This is a genomic window from Micromonospora sp. NPDC093244, assembly GCF_040683695.1.
GTDB lineage: Bacteria > Actinomycetota > Actinomycetes > Mycobacteriales > Micromonosporaceae > Micromonospora.
Genome location: NZ_JBFBEO010000007.1, coordinates 178,466 through 193,079, shown reverse-complemented (window position 1 = coordinate 193,079; position 14,614 = coordinate 178,466). Strand labels below are relative to the sequence as shown.

Sequence of the window (14,614 nt, the reverse complement as noted above, 5' to 3'; positions counted from 1 at the left end):
CTTTGTGCTCCCCCCCCCCGGGGCCGGCCGCCGGGCCTCGCCGGGGGGGGTTCCCCCCCCCCCGGGGGGCTCCCCGGGGGGGGGGGGCCGGCCCCCCCCCCCCCCCCCGCGACGCGTCAGTCCACCCGGAGCCGGTAGCCGCGTTTGACCACTGTCTGCACCACACGCGGGGCGCGCAGGCCGGCCCGCAGGCGGGCGACGGCCATCTCCACGGCGTGCTCGTCCGCGCCCCTGGGCAGCGTCCGCAGCAGGGCGGTACGCGACAGCACCCGGCCGGGGGACTGGGCCAGCGCCCGCAGCACCGCCATCGGCGCGGGGGCGAGCGGGCGCAGCTCGCCGTCGATCACGGCGGCGTGCCCGCGCAGGGTCAGCAGGTGCCCGGCGGCCTTCAACGTCACGGTCCGGCGGGGCAGTTCGTCGACGATGGTGCGTACGAGCGCTCCGAGCCGGGCCCGGCCGGGCGCGCTCACCGGTACGCCGTGCCGCAGCAGCGGTTCGGCGGTGACCGCGCCCACGCAGCTGGCGAGCACGTCGGTGCGGAACGCGGACAGCACCGCCTCGCTGCGGTCCCCGGCCGCCCGCAGCAGGGCCTCGGCCGCCGGCGCCGAGGTGAACGTCACCGCGTCCACCAGCCGGCCGGCGATCAGGTCGATCAGCCGGTGCAGCGGCGCCGGGTCGGTGGGCGGCGCCCACCTGTAGACCGGCACCTCGATCACGGTGGCACCGGCCGCCTCCAGCGCGAGCGTGCACTCCGGTTGCCGTTCACCGTGCAGCTGCATGGCGATCACCTGCCCGGCCACGCCACGTCGACGCAGGTGGTCGACCACCTCGTCGCAGCTCTCCGAGGCCGGCGACCACTGGTCGTGCAGCCCCGCCGCCCGGATCGCGCCGCGTGCCTTGGGACCCCGGGCCACCACGTACGACCCGGCCAGCACCGAGCGCAGCGGCTCGGCGAGCCCCCAGCCCTCGGCCGCCTCCAACCATCCGCGCATACCGATGCCGGTGTTGGCCATCAGGATGTCCGGCGGTTGGTCCAGGCAGGCGCGGGTCGCCTCGCGCAGCTCGGTGTCGTCGGAGAGCGGCACGATCCGCAGGGCCGGGGCGAGGACCACCCGCGCGCCACGGCGTTCCAGCAGCGCGGCCAGTTCGTCGCGCCGCCGGTCGGCGGTCACCCCGATGGTGAAGCCGGCCAGTTCGTCCCGCATCAACCCTCCTGTCGCAGCCGCACTTCGACCAGCCCGTCGCGGCAACGCGCCTCGTGTCGGGCCACGGCGACACCGGGCAAGTCGAGGCAGTGCCCGGTGCGCAGGTCGTACACCTGCTTGTGCAGGGGTGAGGCGACCGTGGGGACACCGCCTCGACTGCCCACGATGCCCCGGGACAGGACGTACGCCCCGGAGACGGGATCGCGGTTGTCGATCGCGAACAGCCCGTCCACGGTCCGGAAGAGGGCGACCTGCACGCCGTCGACCAGGGCGGCGACCCCCCGATCGGGTTCGAGCCGGTCGACGGGGCAGATCGCGGTCCAGTCCACTGTGATGGTGGGGTTCATCGCCGTACCTCCGGTAGACCCAGCGCGACCGGCTGCCGACGGTGACCTTCGGCCGGGGTGTCGCCACGGGCGGGCACCCGCTGGCCGCGCTCCAGCGCGAAGGTGATCGACGGGTCGGGCACGTCGGGAGCGTTGACGAACGAGGTGTAGCGGCGCAGCCGGTCCGGGTCCTCCAGCACGTCACGCCACTCGTCGGAGTACGACTCCACGTGCCGGGCCATCGCCGCGTCGAGGTCGGCGCAGAGGCCCAGGGAGTCGTCCACGATCACCGCGCGTAGGTGGTCGAGGCCGCCGTCCAGCGCCTCGATCCAGCCGGCGGTGCGTTGCAGCCGGTCCGCGGTGCGGATGTAGTAGATCAGGAACCTGTCGATGAGGGTGATCAGCTTCTCGGTGGTCAGGTCGGTGGCGAACAGGTCCGCGTGCCGGGGCCGGAAACCGCCGTTGCCGCCGACGTACAGGTTCCAGCCGTTCTCGGTGGCGATGATGCCGAAGTCCTTGCTTCGGGCCTCGGCGCACTCCCGGGCGCAGCCCGAGACCGCCGACTTGAGCTTGTGCGGCGCGCGCAGCCCCCGGTAGCGCAGCTCCAGCGCCACGGCCAACCCCACCGAGTCCTGTACGCCGTACCGGCACCAGGTCTCGCCGACGCAGGACTTCACGGTGCGCAGCGCCTTGCCGTACGCGTGGCCGGACTCGAAGCCGGCGTCCACGAGCCGCCGCCAGATCTGCGGCAACTGCTCCACCCGCGCCCCGAACAGGTCGATCCGCTGCCCACCGGTGATCTTCGTGTAGAGCTGGAAGTCCCTGGCGACCTCACCGATCACGATGAGCTTCTCCGGGGTGATCTCCCCGCCGGGGATCCGGGGCACCACCGAGTAGCTGCCGTCGCGTTGCAGGTTGGCCAGGAAGTGGTCGTTGGTGTCCTGCAACGACGCCTGCTCGCCGTCGAGCACGTGCCCGCTGCCCAGCGAGGCGAGGATCGACGCCACCACAGGCTTGCAGATGTCGCAGCCGCGCCCCCGACCGTGCTCGGCGACCAGCCGGGAGAAGGTGCGGATGCCGCGTACGCGGACGATCTCGAACAGCTCCCGCCGGCTGACGTCGAAGTGCTCGCACAGCGCGCTGGACTGTGTCACCCCTGCCGCGTCCAGCAGCTGCTTGAGCATCGGCACGCAGGACCCGCAGCTGGTGCCGGCCCTGGTGCACGCCTTCAGCGCCGGCACGTCCGCGCAGCCGTCGGCGATGGCGGCGTCCACGTCGCCACGGGTCACCGCGTTGCAGGAGCAGACCTGCGCGGTGGCGGGAAGCGCACCGGCGTCAGCGCCGCCGCCGTCGGGCGCGAGCAGCGCCAGCGGCGTGGCCGGCAGCGGACCGCCCACACTGGCCCGCAACGTCGGGTACGCGCTGGCGTCACCTACCAGCACCCCGCCGAGCAGGGTGTGCGCGTCGTCGGACAGGACCAGCTTCGCGTACACCCGGGTGGCCGGGTCGGTGAACGTGACGTCGAGGCAGCCCTCGGTGGTGCCGTGCGCGTCACCGAACGAGGCCACGTCCACGCCGAGCAGCTTGAGCTTGGTGGCGGTGTCCGCGCCCGGGAAGGTCGCCGCGCCACCGACCAGCCGGTCGGCCACCACCTCGGCCGTCGCGTACCCCGGCGCGACCAGGCCGTGGCAGGTGCCGTCGACCGCCGCGCACTCGCCTACCGCCCAGATCCGCTCGTCGGCGCTGCGGCACGCCTCGTCGACGAGCACCCCGCCGCGCGGCCCCACCGGCAGACCGGCGGTACGCGCCAGCTCGTCGCGCGGGCGGATGCCGGCGGCCACCACCACCAGCTCGGCGTCGACCGTGCCGCCGTCGGAGAGTTCCAGGGCGGCGACCGCGCCGTCCGGGCCGGGCCGGATCGCGGTGGTGGCCACCCCGAGGTGGGTACGCACGCCCAGCTCCTCGACGTAGCGCCGCAGCATCGCCCCACCGGCCTGGTCCACCTGCACCGGCATCAGTCGGGGCGCGAACTCGACCACCTCGGTGCGCAGACCCAGCAGCCGCAGGGCGTTCGCCGCCTCCAGCCCGAGCAGCCCGCCGCCGATCACCGCGCCGGCCCGCCGGCCCCGCGCGTACTCCCGGATCGCCGTGAGGTCGTCAAGGGTCCGGTAGACGAAGACCCCGGGCAGCTCCGTGCCGGGCACCGGCGGCACGAACGCGTACGAGCCGGTGGCCAGCACCAGCGCGTCGTACGGGTACTCGCCGACGGCGGTGGTCACCACCCGCCGGTCCCTGTCGATGGCGGTGGCCGGCTCGCCGAGACGCAGCCGGACCCCGTCGTGCGGGGTGTGCAGGTTGAGGTCGTCCTCGCTCACCCCGTCGAAGAACGCCGACAGCCGCACCCGGTCGTACGCCGCCCGCCGCTCCTCGCCCAGCACGGTGACCCGCCAGCGTCCCCGCGGGTCCCGGGCGCGCAGCGCGTCGACGAAACGCTGCCCGACCATTCCGTTGCCGATGACCACCAGGTCGCCGCTCATCGCGTCACCTCCACCGATTCCGCTTCGGACAGCCAGTCGACGATGCCGGCGACCGCGTCGCGGCAGCCGCCGCAGCCGGTACCGGCGCGGGTGGCCGCCACCACCGCGTCGACCGTCCGGGCACCTGAGCGCCAGCAGCGCACCAGCGCGCCCTTGGTCACCGTGTTGCACTGGCAGACGGTGACCGCGTCCGGCATCAGCGCCGGTGTGGCGGCCGGCGCGGCGGCGGCCGTGCCCAGTGCCCGACCCAGCAGCAACGCCCGCCGGTCGGCCGGCACCGGATGGCCACGGTCGAACAGCTGGATCACCGTGCCGACCGCCGGGTTGTCGCCGAGCAGGATCGCGCCGACCAGACGCTCGTCGCGGATCCGCAACCTGGCGTACGTGCCCCGGGCCGGGTCGGCGAACGTCAGCTCCTCGCCCGGTTCGCCGCCCACCGCCTCACCCATGGCGGCCAGGTCGATTCCGGCCGCCTTCAGCCGGGTCACCACCGGCCGTGGCCGGTAGCGGGCCAGCGGGTCGGTGCCGGTCAGCACGTCGGCGAGCACCCGGGCCTGCGCCCAGGCGGGCGCCACCAGGCCGGTGAGCGTCCCGTCGTGTTCGGCGCAGTCGCCGATCGCCGAGATGGACCTGTCGTCGGTGCGCAGCCTGTCGTCCACCACCACGCCGCGCCGCACGGTAAGCCCGGCGGCCCGCGCGAGGGCGGTGTCCGGGCGTACCCCGCAGGAGAGCACCAGCAGATCGGCGCGCAGCGACCGGCCGTCGGCCAGGTCGAGGCGTACGCCTGTGTCGTCAGCGACCACGCCGGTGGCCGGTACGGCGAGTTGGCTGGTGACGCCGAGGGCGGCGAGCGTACCGGCGAGCACGGCGCCGGCCGCCGGGTCGAGTTGGCGCTCCATCAGGTGCCCGGTGTGGTGCACCACTGTCGTGGTCAGCCCCCGGTTGGTCAGCCCCCGGGCGGCCTCCAGGCCGAGCAGTCCGCCGCCGAGCACGAGCGCGCTGCGGGCGCCGTCCGCCGCCGCGATGATCCGTCGGCAGTCGTCAAGGGTCCGGAACGGCACGACCCGTGGCGGCAGGTCGGCGGGGTCCAGGCCGGGCAGGGGCGGCACCACGGCCCGGGCGCCGGTGGCGAGCACCAGGTGGTCGTACCCGATGCGTTCGCCGTCGGCGGTGCGGACCTCGCGGGCGGACCGGTCCACCGTGGTCACCGGTACGCCGGTGCGCACGTCGATGCCGTGCCCGGCGGCCTCGGTCAGCTCCACGTCCGGCTCGCCGATCCGGCCGGCCAGCAGGGTGGACAGCATGATCCGGTTGTACGCGCGGTGCGGTTCGGCGCCGAGGACCGTGACCTTCCGGTCCCCCTCCCGGGCATGCAGCTCGCCGGCGAGGCGGGCGCCCGCCATCCCGTTGCCGACGATCACGATGCGGGTGGTCATGCCTTCTCCACCCGGACCGCGCAGATCTTGAATTCGGGCATCCCGGAGATCGGGTCCACGGCGTCGTTTGTCACCGAGTTGGCCCGGGCCGCCCCGGCCCAGTGGAACGGCGCGAAGACGGTGTCCGGTCGGATGCCCGCGCTGAGTCGGGCCGGTGCGCGCAGTTCACCCCGTCGGGACGTGACAAGCACCTGGTCGCCGTCGTCGATGCCCAGCCGGGCCGCCAGGTCGGGGTGCAGCTCGACGAACGCCTCGGGCGCGGCGCGGCGCAGCGCGGCCACCCGGCGGGTCTGGGTGCCGGACTGGTACTGGGCCAGCACCCGGCCGGTGGTGAAGTGCAGCGGGTACGTGGCGCACACCTCCTCGGCGGCCGGCCGGTGGTCGACGGGGTGGAAGCGGGCCCGGCCGTCGGAGGTGGCGAAGCGGTCGGCGAAGAGCCGTGGCGTGTCCGGCCCGTCCTCGCTGGGGCAGGGCCAGTGCACGCCGTCGGCGGTGTCGATCCGGTCCCAGCTGATACCTGCGTAGTCGGCGGCGCCGCCGGCGGAGGCACGGCGTAGCTCGGCGAAGACCAGGGCCGGATCCTCCGGAAACCGGATGGCCGCCTCGTCGTCGGTGGTCAGCCGTGCCGCCAGGGCGGAGATGATGGCCAGGTCGGTCCGGACGCCGGGCGGGGGTGGGCGCAGCGCGCGCCGGCGCAGCACCCGTCCCTCCAGGTTGGTCATCGTGCCGTCCTCCTCGGCCCACTGCGCGGTGGGCAGCACCACGTCGGCGAGCGCCGCCGTCTCGGAGAGCAGCAGGTCGGCGACGACAAGCAGGTCGAGGTCGCGCAGCCGGCGTTCGATCCGGGCCGCCCGGGGCGCGGAGACGACCGGGTTCGAGCCGAACACCAGCAACGCGCGCGGGCCGTCCGGGGTGCCGAGCGAGTCGAGCAGTTGGTACGCCGGCACACCCGGGCCGGGCAGCTCGTCGGCCGGCACGCCCCAGACCCCGGCGACGTGCTCCCGGGCCGCCGGGTCGTCGATGCGCCGGTACCCGGGGAGCTGGTCGGCCTTCTGGCCGTGCTCGCGCCCGCCCTGGCCGTTGCCCTGGCCGGTGAGGCAGCCGTACCCCGACCCGTCCCGGCCGGGCAGCCCGAGGGCCAGGGCCAGATTGACGTACGCGGTGACGGTGTCCACGCCCTTGGCGTGCTGCTCGGCACCACGCGCGGTCAGGATGATCACCCGCCCGCCGGTGCCCAGCGCCCGGGCGGTCGCCTCCAGGTCGGCCACCGGCACCCCGGAGAGCTGCTCGGCGCGGGCCGGCCACCAGGCGGCGACGCTGCGGCGGACCGCCTCGAAGCCGGTGGTCCGCCCGGCCACGTACGCCTGGTCGACCCAACCCTCGGTGAGCGCGATGTGCAGCAGCGCGTTGGCCACCGCGAGGTCGGTGCCGGGCAGCGGTTGCAGGTGCAGGTCGGCCTGCCGGGCGGTGGCGGTGACCCGGGGGTCGACGACGATCAGCCGGCCGCCGGCCTGGCGTTGCTCGGTGAGCCAGCGCACCAGCGGCGGCATGGTCTCCGCCGGGTTGGCGCCGACCAGCAGCAGGGTGTCGGCGCGACCCAGGTCGGAGAGCGGGAACGGCAGCCCTCTGTCGATGCCGAAGGCGCGCATCCCGGCCGCCGCCGCCGAGGACATGCAGAACCGTCCGTTGTAGTCGATGTGCCGGGTACGCAGCCCGATCCGGGCGAACTTCCCCAGCGCGTACGCCTTCTCGTTGGTCAGGCCGCCGCCGCCGAACACCGCGACGGCGTCCCGGCCGGCGGTGTCCTGGACGGTGCGGATGCCGGAGACGATCCGGTCCAGCGCGGCGTCCCAGCTCGCCCGGCGCAGTTCGCCGGTGGCGGCGTCGCGCAGCAGGGGAGTGGTCAGCCGGTCCGGGTGGTCGAGCAGGTCGGCGGCGGTCCAGCCCTTCTGGCAGAGCCCGCCACGGTTGGTGGGGAACTGCCGGGGGAGCACAGTCACCCCGCCGTCGTCGGTGCGCAGGGTCATGCCGCACTGGAGGGCGCAGTACGGGCAGTGCGTCGCGACCTCCCGGGGCGCCCGCCCCGGTCGAGTCGCCGACCGTGCACCGTCTGTCATGTCGGGAAAGCGTGCCGGCGGGCGGTTTCCGGTCCGGGTCCCTTCTGTTTCGGTCCTGTCAAGTGGGGCTCACACCGCACCGGGGCAGCGGACGCGTTGGAGGGTCGGGTGGATGCTGTGGAGCCGAATCGTTGACGGCATCATCGCCAGGCCCGTCCCAGTCACTGGTCGAGCACGTGCCCACACCCGACGGGGCGTCTATCATGTGGGAAATCTGTCTCATTAAATGGGAGATCGCGATGAGCGTGACTGACGTCTTCGACGCGGTGGCCGGCACCTACGACGAGGCGCGCAGGCGGCTGGTGCCGTGCTTCGACGCCTTCTACGGCACCGCCGTCCAGGTGGCCGCGCCGCCGCTGCGCGCCGCGCTCGCCGCCGGGCGTACCCCCGAGGTGCTGGACCTGGGCGCGGGCACCGGGCTGCTCTCGCTGCTGCTGTCCGCCGCGGTGCCCGGAGTCCGGCTGACCCTGGTGGACGGAGCGCCGGCGATGCTCGCCCGGGCCGCCGACCAGCTGGCCGCGCGGTCCGTGCCACACCGGACGGTCCTGGCCGACCTGGCCGACGAGCTGCCGCCGGGCCGGTACGACGCCGTGGTCAGCGCGCTCGCGATCCACCACCTGGACGACGCCGGCAAGCGCGCGCTCTACCGGCGGGCAGCCGACGTGCTGGCCCCGGGCGGGGTGTTCGTCAACGCCGAGCAGGTCGCCGGCCCGACCCCGGAGCTGGACCGGCGTTACGACGAGGTGTGGCTGGAGCGGATCACCGAGCTGGGCGCGTCCCCCGCCGAGATCGCGGCCTCCCGGGAGCGGATGCGCCACGACCGGCCCTCGACCGTGGCCGACCAGTGCGACTGGCTCGCCGAGGCCGGTCTGGTCGACGTCGACTGCTACTTCAAGGAGTGGCGTTTCGCGGTGTTCGGCGGTCGTGCCCGGTGACGTCGACGGGAATGTGCGTTTCGACGGCGGGAGACGAGCCGGCCCGCACGTGGATGACTGATGGTCATACCGGTGGGTAGTCTGCTCGACATGACTGCCAAGGTGACTCTCTCGTTCACCGACGAGACGATCGAGGAGGCGCGGCGGTTCGCCAAGCGCGAAGGGCTGTCTCTCTCCGCGTGGATGGACCAGGCCGCCCGGGAGAAGGCGCTGCGTGAGGTCTTCACCGCGCACGCCGCAGCCGTGGGCCGCGCCAGCCTCGACCTGGAGTCCGCCGCCCTCGCCGACGCCCGCGAGGCGGGCATGGTCAACGACCTGCTCTCCGGCGGACGGCCGCGTGCTGCGTAGAGGTGAGGTCTGGCGCATCGAGGGCGCCCGCGAACGCCTCGGCCTCGTGATCAGCTCGGATGTCTACAACTCAACAGACGTACCCATCGTGATCGTGGTCGAGGTCGTCGAGGAATCACTGCTGCGCGACTCGCCGCTCGCCGTCCCGATGGGCCGGTACGTGGTGATGCCCGACCGGATCTCGTCGCCGATGAAGAAGTGGTTCACCGACTGCGTGGACGTCGCCGACACCGACACCATGCTCCGGGTCGGCCGAGCCCTGCGCATCCTCCAGGGGCTCTGACCGCCGGCCTCACCATCGCCGCCGGCCCCTGGTGCGCTGCCCGTTTCCGGCCCGACCCGCGACGGGCACTGCCAGGTAACCGGGCGTTCCTAGCGTCTCACCTCGTCACATCGACGAGGAGGAGCCGCCGTGAGCACGCTCACCAGCACCGCAGTCACCGCCGGACCCCCGACCGTCGCCGGCCGCCGGCACACGCTCGACGACTGGCGTCCCGAGGACCCCGACTTCTGGCGGACGACTGGAGCGCCGATCGCCAGGCGCAACCTCTGGGTGTCGATCTTCGCCGAGCACGTCGGATTCTCGGTGTGGAGCCTCTGGTCGGTCACCGTGCTGTTCCTCGGCCCCGCGTACGGCATCGACCCGGCCGGGAAGTTCCTGCTCACCGCCGTGCCGGCCGCCCTGGGCGCGGTGCTGCGACTGCCGTACACGCTTGCCGTGGCCCGCTTCGGTGGCCGCCGCTGGACGATCGTGAGCGCGCTGCTGCTGCTGGTGCCGGCGGTCCCGATGACGGTGCTGCTGGAGCCCGGCGTGTCCTACTCCACGCTCATGGTGCTCGCCTGCCTCACCGGCGTCGGCGGCGGCAACTTCGCCTCCTCGATGGCGAACATCAACCTCTTCTACCCGCAGCGGCTCAAGGGTCGCGCCCTCGGCCTCAACGCAGGCGGCGGCAACCTGGGCGTACCGGCTGTGCAACTGGTCGGGCTGGCGGTGCTGGCCACCGCCGGGGCCGCGTACCCCCGGCTGGTTCCGGCGGTCTACCTGCCGCTCATCGTGCTGGCCGCGCTGGCGGCGGCCCGCTGGCTGGACACCGTGCCCGGGGCGCGCAACGAGCCGGGGGCGCTGCGCGAGGCGGCCCGCGACCCGCACACCTGGATCATGTCGCTGCTCTACATCGGCACGTTCGGCTCGTTCATCGGGTTCGGGTTCGCGTTCGGTCAGGTGCTCCAGCTCCAGTTCGCCGAGCGGTTCCCCACAGCCGTCGACGCGGCCTGGTTGACCTTCCTCGGTCCGCTGATCGGCTCGCTGATCCGGCCGCTGGGCGGGCACCTCGCCGACCGGCTCGGCGGAGCCCGGGTGACCTTCTGGAACTTCGTGGCGATGGCCGCCGGCGCCACAGTCGTGCTCCACGCCGCCCGGGAACGCTCCTTCGGGCTCTACCTGACCGGTTTCCTCGCCCTCTTCGTCTTCTCCGGCGTCGGCAACGGCTCCACGTACAAGATGATCCCGGCCATCTTCCGGGCCCGGGCGGCGGACGCGGTGGCCAGCGGCCGGCGCGACCCGGAGGCGGCGGCACGGTGGGCCCGACGGATGACCGGCGCGTTGATCGGCATCGCCGGCGCGGTGGGAGCCTCGGGCGGGGTGCTCGTCAACATCGCGTTCCGGCAGTCGTTCCTCGGCTCCGGCAACGCCGACGCCGCCTACCTGGCGTTCATCGGCTGGTACGCGCTTTGCTTCGCGGCCACCTGGGTCGTCTACCGTCGTCCGAGGGCCGGACGGCTCGCCGGCGTGTGAGCTGGGCCATCCCGGCGGGCGCTGGCGCGTGGGGGCGGACCCCGTTTTGACCTGCGGACGGGGCGCCGGGTATCGTTGCCTGCTGTTGTACGACATCCAGAGGCGTGCCCCATCAGGTACGCTTGGTCGTTCGTGCGCGCTGGTCCGGCCTGCAAGATCTGGTCACCTCGGCGCGCGACCCCAGACCGACGACGAGACAAGGTAGACCTGTGCGTACGTACAGCCCGAAGCCGGGTGAGATCGAGCGTCAGTGGCACGTCATCGACGCCTCTGATGTCGTGCTGGGCCGCCTGGCCACCCACGCCGCCACGTTGCTGCGTGGTAAGCACAAGCCGACTTTCGCGCCGCACGTCGACACGGGCGACTTCGTCGTCATCGTGAACGCGGGCAAGGTTGCGCTGACCGGCAACAAGCGCCAGACCAAGGTCGCTTACCGCCACTCGGGCTACCCGGGTGGTCTGAAGCAGGTCGGCTACGACGAGCTGCTGACCAAGCGCCCCGAGCGGGCCATCGAGCTGGCTGTGAAGGGGATGCTCCCGCACAACAAGCTCGGCCGTCAGCTGATCAAGAAGCTGAAGGTCTACGCCGGTGCCGAGCACCCGCACCTCGCGCAGCAGCCGGTGCCGTTCGAGATCAAGCAGATCGCGCAGTGAGCGCGGGCGAAGGAAGCAGCATGACCGACATCACCGAGACCGAGGTTGCCCCCGAGGCCACCGAGGCGCCGGCGCCCGTCGCCCGCGCGCCGCGTGGTGACCGCCCGATCCAGACCGTGGGTCGGCGCAAGGAGGCCATCGTCCGGGTCCGTATCGTCCCGGGCACCGGCAAGATCACCTGCAACGGCCGCGACCTCGAGGCCTACTTCCCGAGCAAGGTGCACCAGCAGCTCATCAAGGACCCGCTGGTCACCGCCGAGAAGCCCGAGGCGTTCGACGTCATCGCCAACCTGCGTGGCGGCGGCACCACCGGCCAGGCCGGTGCGCTGCGGCTGGCCATCGCCCGTGCGCTGATCGTCAGCGAGCCGGACGACCGCCCGGCCCTCAAGAAGGCCGGCTTCCTCACCCGGGACGCCCGGGTCAAGGAGAGCAAGAAGTACGGCCTCAAGAAGGCCCGTAAGGCTCCCCAGTACTCGAAGCGCTGATCTTTCCCAGCGCGTTGTACTTCTGACGGACGGCCGGTCCGCCTCCCCTCGACCGGGGAGGTGGACCGGCCGTTCCGCTTTCTCCTCATCGGCAGTGCTCATCGGAGGTTGGCGGGTATGGGTCGGTTGTTCGGCACGGACGGCGTACGCGGGCGCGCGAACGCGGATCTCACACCCGAATTGGCGCTCGCGCTCGCCGTGGCCGCCGCGCACACGCTCGCCGAGACGGACCGCAGCCATCCACCGCTCGCGGTCGTCGGCCGGGACACCCGCGCCAGCGGCGAGATGCTGGAGGCGGCAGTGGTGGCCGGCCTGACAAGCGCGGGCGCGAACGTCGTACGGGTCGGCGTGCTGCCCACGCCGGCGGTGGCGTTCCTCACCGCCGAGGCGAAGGCCGATCTCGGGGTGATGCTCTCCGCGTCGCACAACCCGATGCCGGACAACGGGATCAAGCTCTTCGCCGCCGGCGGGCACAAGCTGCCCGACGAGATCGAGATGCGGATCGAGGCGGCCGTCGAGGCGAACGCCACCACCGCCTGGGACCGGCCGACAGGTGCCGGCGTGGGCCGGGTGCACGACCTGCTCGACGGCGCCGACCACTACGTCCAGCACCTGGTCGGGACCCTTCCGCACCGCCTCGACGGGATCAAGATCGTGGTCGACTGCGCAAACGGCGCCGCCGCCGAGGTCGCCCCGGTCGCGTACCGGGAGGCAGGCGCGGAGGTCATCGCGATCCACGCCGAGCCCGACGGCCTGAACATCAACGACGACTGCGGCTCCAACCACATCGACGCGCTGCGCGAGGCCGTCGTCGAGCACGGCGCCCACCTGGGCATCGCCCACGACGGCGACGCCGACCGCTGCGTGGCGGTCACCGCCGACGGCGACGAGGTGGACGGCGACCAGGTCATGGCGATCCTCGCGCTCGCCATGCGCGACGCCGGCACGCTCACCCAGGACACGCTTGTCGCCACGGTCATGAGCAACCTCGGCCTGCGTCTGGCCATGTCCGCGCAGGGCATCCGGCTGATCGAGACGAAGGTCGGCGACCGGTACGTGCTGGAGGAGCTTCGCGCGTCCGGCCTGGCGCTCGGCGGCGAGCAGAGCGGCCACATCGTCATGCCCGCCCATGCCACCACAGGCGACGGCGTGCTCACCGGCCTGCACCTGATGGCCCGGATGGCGGCCACCGGCCGGACTCTCGCCGAGCTGGCCTCGGTGGTCACCAAGCTGCCGCAGGTGCTGATCAACGTGCCGGTCGGGGACCGCACCGTCGGCGCCGCCGCGCCTGCCGTCCGCGCGGAGGTCGAGCGGGCCGAGGCGGAGCTGGGCGAGACCGGGCGGGTGCTGCTGCGCCCGTCGGGCACCGAGCCGCTGGTCCGGGTGATGGTCGAGGCGGCGACCGAGGCCACGGCCCGCGAGGTCGCCGAGCGGATCGCCGCGCTGGTCCGTACCGCGAGCCCCGCCACGTCCTGACGGCCCACGCTGTGGAGCTGAGTCGTCGACGACATCAGCTCCACAGCGTCAGCCCGGCGAGGCCGGCCCGGCCGGTCAACCAGTTGTCGTCAGGGCACGCAGCCGGGTGACCGCCTCGGTCAGCACCTCCGGGCGCTTGCAGAAGGCGAACCGGACAAGCCGCCGACCCGCGTCGACGTCGTCGTAGAAGACCTGCGTGGGCACCGCCACCACGCCGCACCGCTCCGGCAGCGCCCGGCAGAACTCCATGCCGTCCCGGCCCCCGAGGGGCGTGATGTCGGCGGTGACGAAGTACGTCCCCTCCGGGGCGAGCACGTCGAATCCGGCGTCGGTGAGGCCGCCGACGAGCTGGTCGCGGCGCTGCTGGAGGCCGTCGCGGAAACCTGTGTAGTAGTCGTCCGGCAGGGCCAGCGCCACCGCGACAGCCGGTTGCAGCGGCGCCGCGTTGACGTAGGTCAGGAACTGCTTCACCCGCAGTACCGCCGACACCAGCGCCCCCGGGCCACTCACCCAGCCGATCTTCCAGCCCGTGCAGGAGAACGTCTTGCCCGCCGACGAGATGCGCAGCGTCCGCTCCCGCATCCCGGGCAGGCCGGCCAGCGGCACGTGCGGGCTCGCCGCGTCCGTGAAGACCAGGTGCTCGTACACCTCGTCGGTGACCGCGTACGCGCCGAACTCCTGGCACAACTCGGCCACCAGGGTCAGCTCGGCCCGGCTGAACACCTTGCCTGTCGGGTTGTGCGGCGAGTTGAGCAGCACCAACCGGGTACGCGGCCCGAACGCCGAGCGCAACGCGTCCGGGTCGAAGGCGTACCTGCCGTCGGGCGCGGGACGCAGCGTCACCGGCCGCCGGACCGCGCCGGCCAGCGCGATCGAGGCGGCGTACGAGTCGTAGTACGGCTCGAAGCAGACCACCTCGTCACCCGGCTCGCAAAGGGCCAGGATGCTCGCCGCGACAGCCTCCGTCGCGCCCGCCGTGATCACGATCTCGCCGTCGGGGTCGTACGCCAGATCGTGGAACCGCCGCTGGTGGGCCGCGACGGCCGCGCGCAGGGCGGGGATCCCCGGGCCGGGCGGGTACTGGTTCTGCCCGCCGCGAAGCGCCTCGGCGGCGGCGGCGAGCATCTCCGGCGGGCCGTCGGTGTCGGGGAAGCCCTGGCCGAGGTTCACCGCGCCGGTGCGTACGGCGAGGGCGGACATCTCGGCGAAGATCGTCGTGCCGAAGGGCCGCATGCGGGCCACCAGCGGGTCGACATCGGTGCTCGTCGTCACCTGCGCCAGCCTACGACCCCGGCCTCCGG

The 14,614-nt window shown here is 73.3% G+C and carries 13 protein-coding genes; 7 read left to right on the top strand and 6 right to left on the bottom strand.

The window, feature by feature from the left end; all coding sequences use genetic code 11:
* Positions 1 to 116: 116 nt before the first annotated feature.
* From AB0N27_RS27005 to AB0N27_RS26985, 5 genes are read right to left on the bottom strand one after another with little or no spacing between them, the layout of a single operon-like run.
* The gene (locus AB0N27_RS27005) at positions 117 to 1,205 is read right to left on the bottom strand and encodes a uroporphyrinogen-III synthase (protein WP_364375515.1); all 1,089 of its coding nucleotides are present in this window, start codon (positions 1,203 to 1,205) and stop codon (positions 117 to 119) included.
* The gene (gene nirD, locus AB0N27_RS27000; RefSeq protein WP_364375512.1) at positions 1,205 to 1,552 is read right to left on the bottom strand and encodes a nitrite reductase small subunit NirD; all 348 of its coding nucleotides are present in this window, start codon (positions 1,550 to 1,552) and stop codon (positions 1,205 to 1,207) included. The genes AB0N27_RS27005 and nirD overlap by 1 nt, the downstream gene beginning before the upstream one ends.
* Positions 1,549 to 4,068 carry a nitrite reductase large subunit NirB gene (gene nirB / locus AB0N27_RS26995; protein ID WP_364375509.1) on the bottom strand — a complete coding sequence of 840 codons (2,520 nt, stop codon included), beginning with the start codon at positions 4,066 to 4,068 and terminating at the stop codon, positions 1,549 to 1,551. The genes nirD and nirB overlap by 4 nt, the downstream gene beginning before the upstream one ends.
* Positions 4,065 to 5,504, bottom strand: a complete 1,440-nt coding sequence (locus tag AB0N27_RS26990; protein ID WP_364375506.1) for an FAD-dependent oxidoreductase — start codon at positions 5,502 to 5,504, stop codon at positions 4,065 to 4,067. The genes nirB and AB0N27_RS26990 overlap by 4 nt, the downstream gene beginning before the upstream one ends.
* Complete coding sequence (locus AB0N27_RS26985) at positions 5,501 to 7,621, bottom strand: molybdopterin oxidoreductase family protein (protein ID WP_364375503.1); 2,121 nt, start codon at positions 7,619 to 7,621, stop codon at positions 5,501 to 5,503. The genes AB0N27_RS26990 and AB0N27_RS26985 overlap by 4 nt, the downstream gene beginning before the upstream one ends.
* 239 nt (positions 7,622 to 7,860) lie before the next feature.
* Here AB0N27_RS26985 and AB0N27_RS26980 point away from each other — a divergent pair, with 239 nt between their 5' ends.
* From AB0N27_RS26980 to glmM, 7 genes are all read left to right on the top strand, one after another.
* Complete coding sequence (locus AB0N27_RS26980) at positions 7,861 to 8,556, top strand: class I SAM-dependent methyltransferase (protein ID WP_364375500.1); 696 nt, start codon at positions 7,861 to 7,863, stop codon at positions 8,554 to 8,556.
* Positions 8,557 to 8,616: 60 nt separating this feature from the next.
* Positions 8,617 to 8,904 (top strand): DUF6364 family protein, encoded by a 288-nt coding sequence (locus AB0N27_RS26975; RefSeq protein WP_364375499.1) that lies wholly within the window; start codon positions 8,617 to 8,619, stop codon positions 8,902 to 8,904.
* A complete protein-coding gene (locus AB0N27_RS26970; RefSeq protein ID WP_364375496.1) occupies positions 8,894 to 9,187 on the top strand; it encodes a hypothetical protein in 294 nt (97 codons plus the stop codon). Before AB0N27_RS26975 ends, AB0N27_RS26970 begins: the two co-directional genes overlap by 11 nt.
* A 129-nt stretch (positions 9,188 to 9,316) precedes the next feature.
* Positions 9,317 to 10,699 (top strand): nitrate/nitrite transporter, encoded by a 1,383-nt coding sequence (locus tag AB0N27_RS26965; RefSeq protein ID WP_364375493.1) that lies wholly within the window; start codon positions 9,317 to 9,319, stop codon positions 10,697 to 10,699.
* A 209-nt stretch (positions 10,700 to 10,908) separates the two neighbouring features.
* Entirely contained in the window at positions 10,909 to 11,352 is a 444-nt protein-coding gene (gene rplM / locus AB0N27_RS26960; protein ID WP_007465158.1) for a 50S ribosomal protein L13, read from the top strand.
* A gap of 20 nt (positions 11,353 to 11,372) precedes the next feature.
* The gene (gene rpsI / locus AB0N27_RS26955; protein ID WP_139582597.1) at positions 11,373 to 11,837 is read left to right on the top strand and encodes a 30S ribosomal protein S9; all 465 of its coding nucleotides are present in this window, start codon (positions 11,373 to 11,375) and stop codon (positions 11,835 to 11,837) included.
* 117 nt (positions 11,838 to 11,954) lie between these two features.
* Positions 11,955 to 13,313, top strand: a complete 1,359-nt coding sequence (glmM, locus tag AB0N27_RS26950; RefSeq protein ID WP_364375488.1) for a phosphoglucosamine mutase — start codon at positions 11,955 to 11,957, stop codon at positions 13,311 to 13,313.
* A gap of 75 nt (positions 13,314 to 13,388) precedes the next feature.
* Here glmM and AB0N27_RS26945 read toward each other — a convergent pair whose 3' ends face one another.
* Positions 13,389 to 14,585 (bottom strand): pyridoxal phosphate-dependent aminotransferase, encoded by a 1,197-nt coding sequence (locus AB0N27_RS26945; RefSeq protein ID WP_364375485.1) that lies wholly within the window; start codon positions 14,583 to 14,585, stop codon positions 13,389 to 13,391.
* Positions 14,586 to 14,614: the final 29 nt, after the last annotated feature.

Excerpts from the sequence above, each read along its gene's own strand:
- AB0N27_RS27005 (WP_364375515.1), bottom strand. The coding sequence starts at position 1,205 with ATGCGGGACGAACTGGCCGGCTTCACCATCGGGGTGACCGCCGACCGG.
- nirD (WP_364375512.1), bottom strand. The coding sequence starts at position 1,552 with ATGAACCCCACCATCACAGTGGACTGGACCGCGATCTGCCCCGTCGAC.
- nirB (WP_364375509.1), bottom strand. The coding sequence starts at position 4,068 with ATGAGCGGCGACCTGGTGGTCATCGGCAACGGAATGGTCGGGCAGCGT.
- AB0N27_RS26990 (WP_364375506.1), bottom strand. The coding sequence starts at position 5,504 with ATGACCACCCGCATCGTGATCGTCGGCAACGGGATGGCGGGCGCCCGC.
- AB0N27_RS26985 (WP_364375503.1), bottom strand. The coding sequence starts at position 7,621 with ATGACAGACGGTGCACGGTCGGCGACTCGACCGGGGCGGGCGCCCCGG.
- AB0N27_RS26980 (WP_364375500.1), top strand. The coding sequence starts at position 7,861 with ATGAGCGTGACTGACGTCTTCGACGCGGTGGCCGGCACCTACGACGAG.
- AB0N27_RS26975 (WP_364375499.1), top strand. The coding sequence starts at position 8,617 with ATGGTCATACCGGTGGGTAGTCTGCTCGACATGACTGCCAAGGTGACT.
- rpsI (WP_139582597.1), top strand. The coding sequence starts at position 11,373 with ATGACCGACATCACCGAGACCGAGGTTGCCCCCGAGGCCACCGAGGCG.
- glmM (WP_364375488.1), top strand. The coding sequence starts at position 11,955 with ATGGGTCGGTTGTTCGGCACGGACGGCGTACGCGGGCGCGCGAACGCG.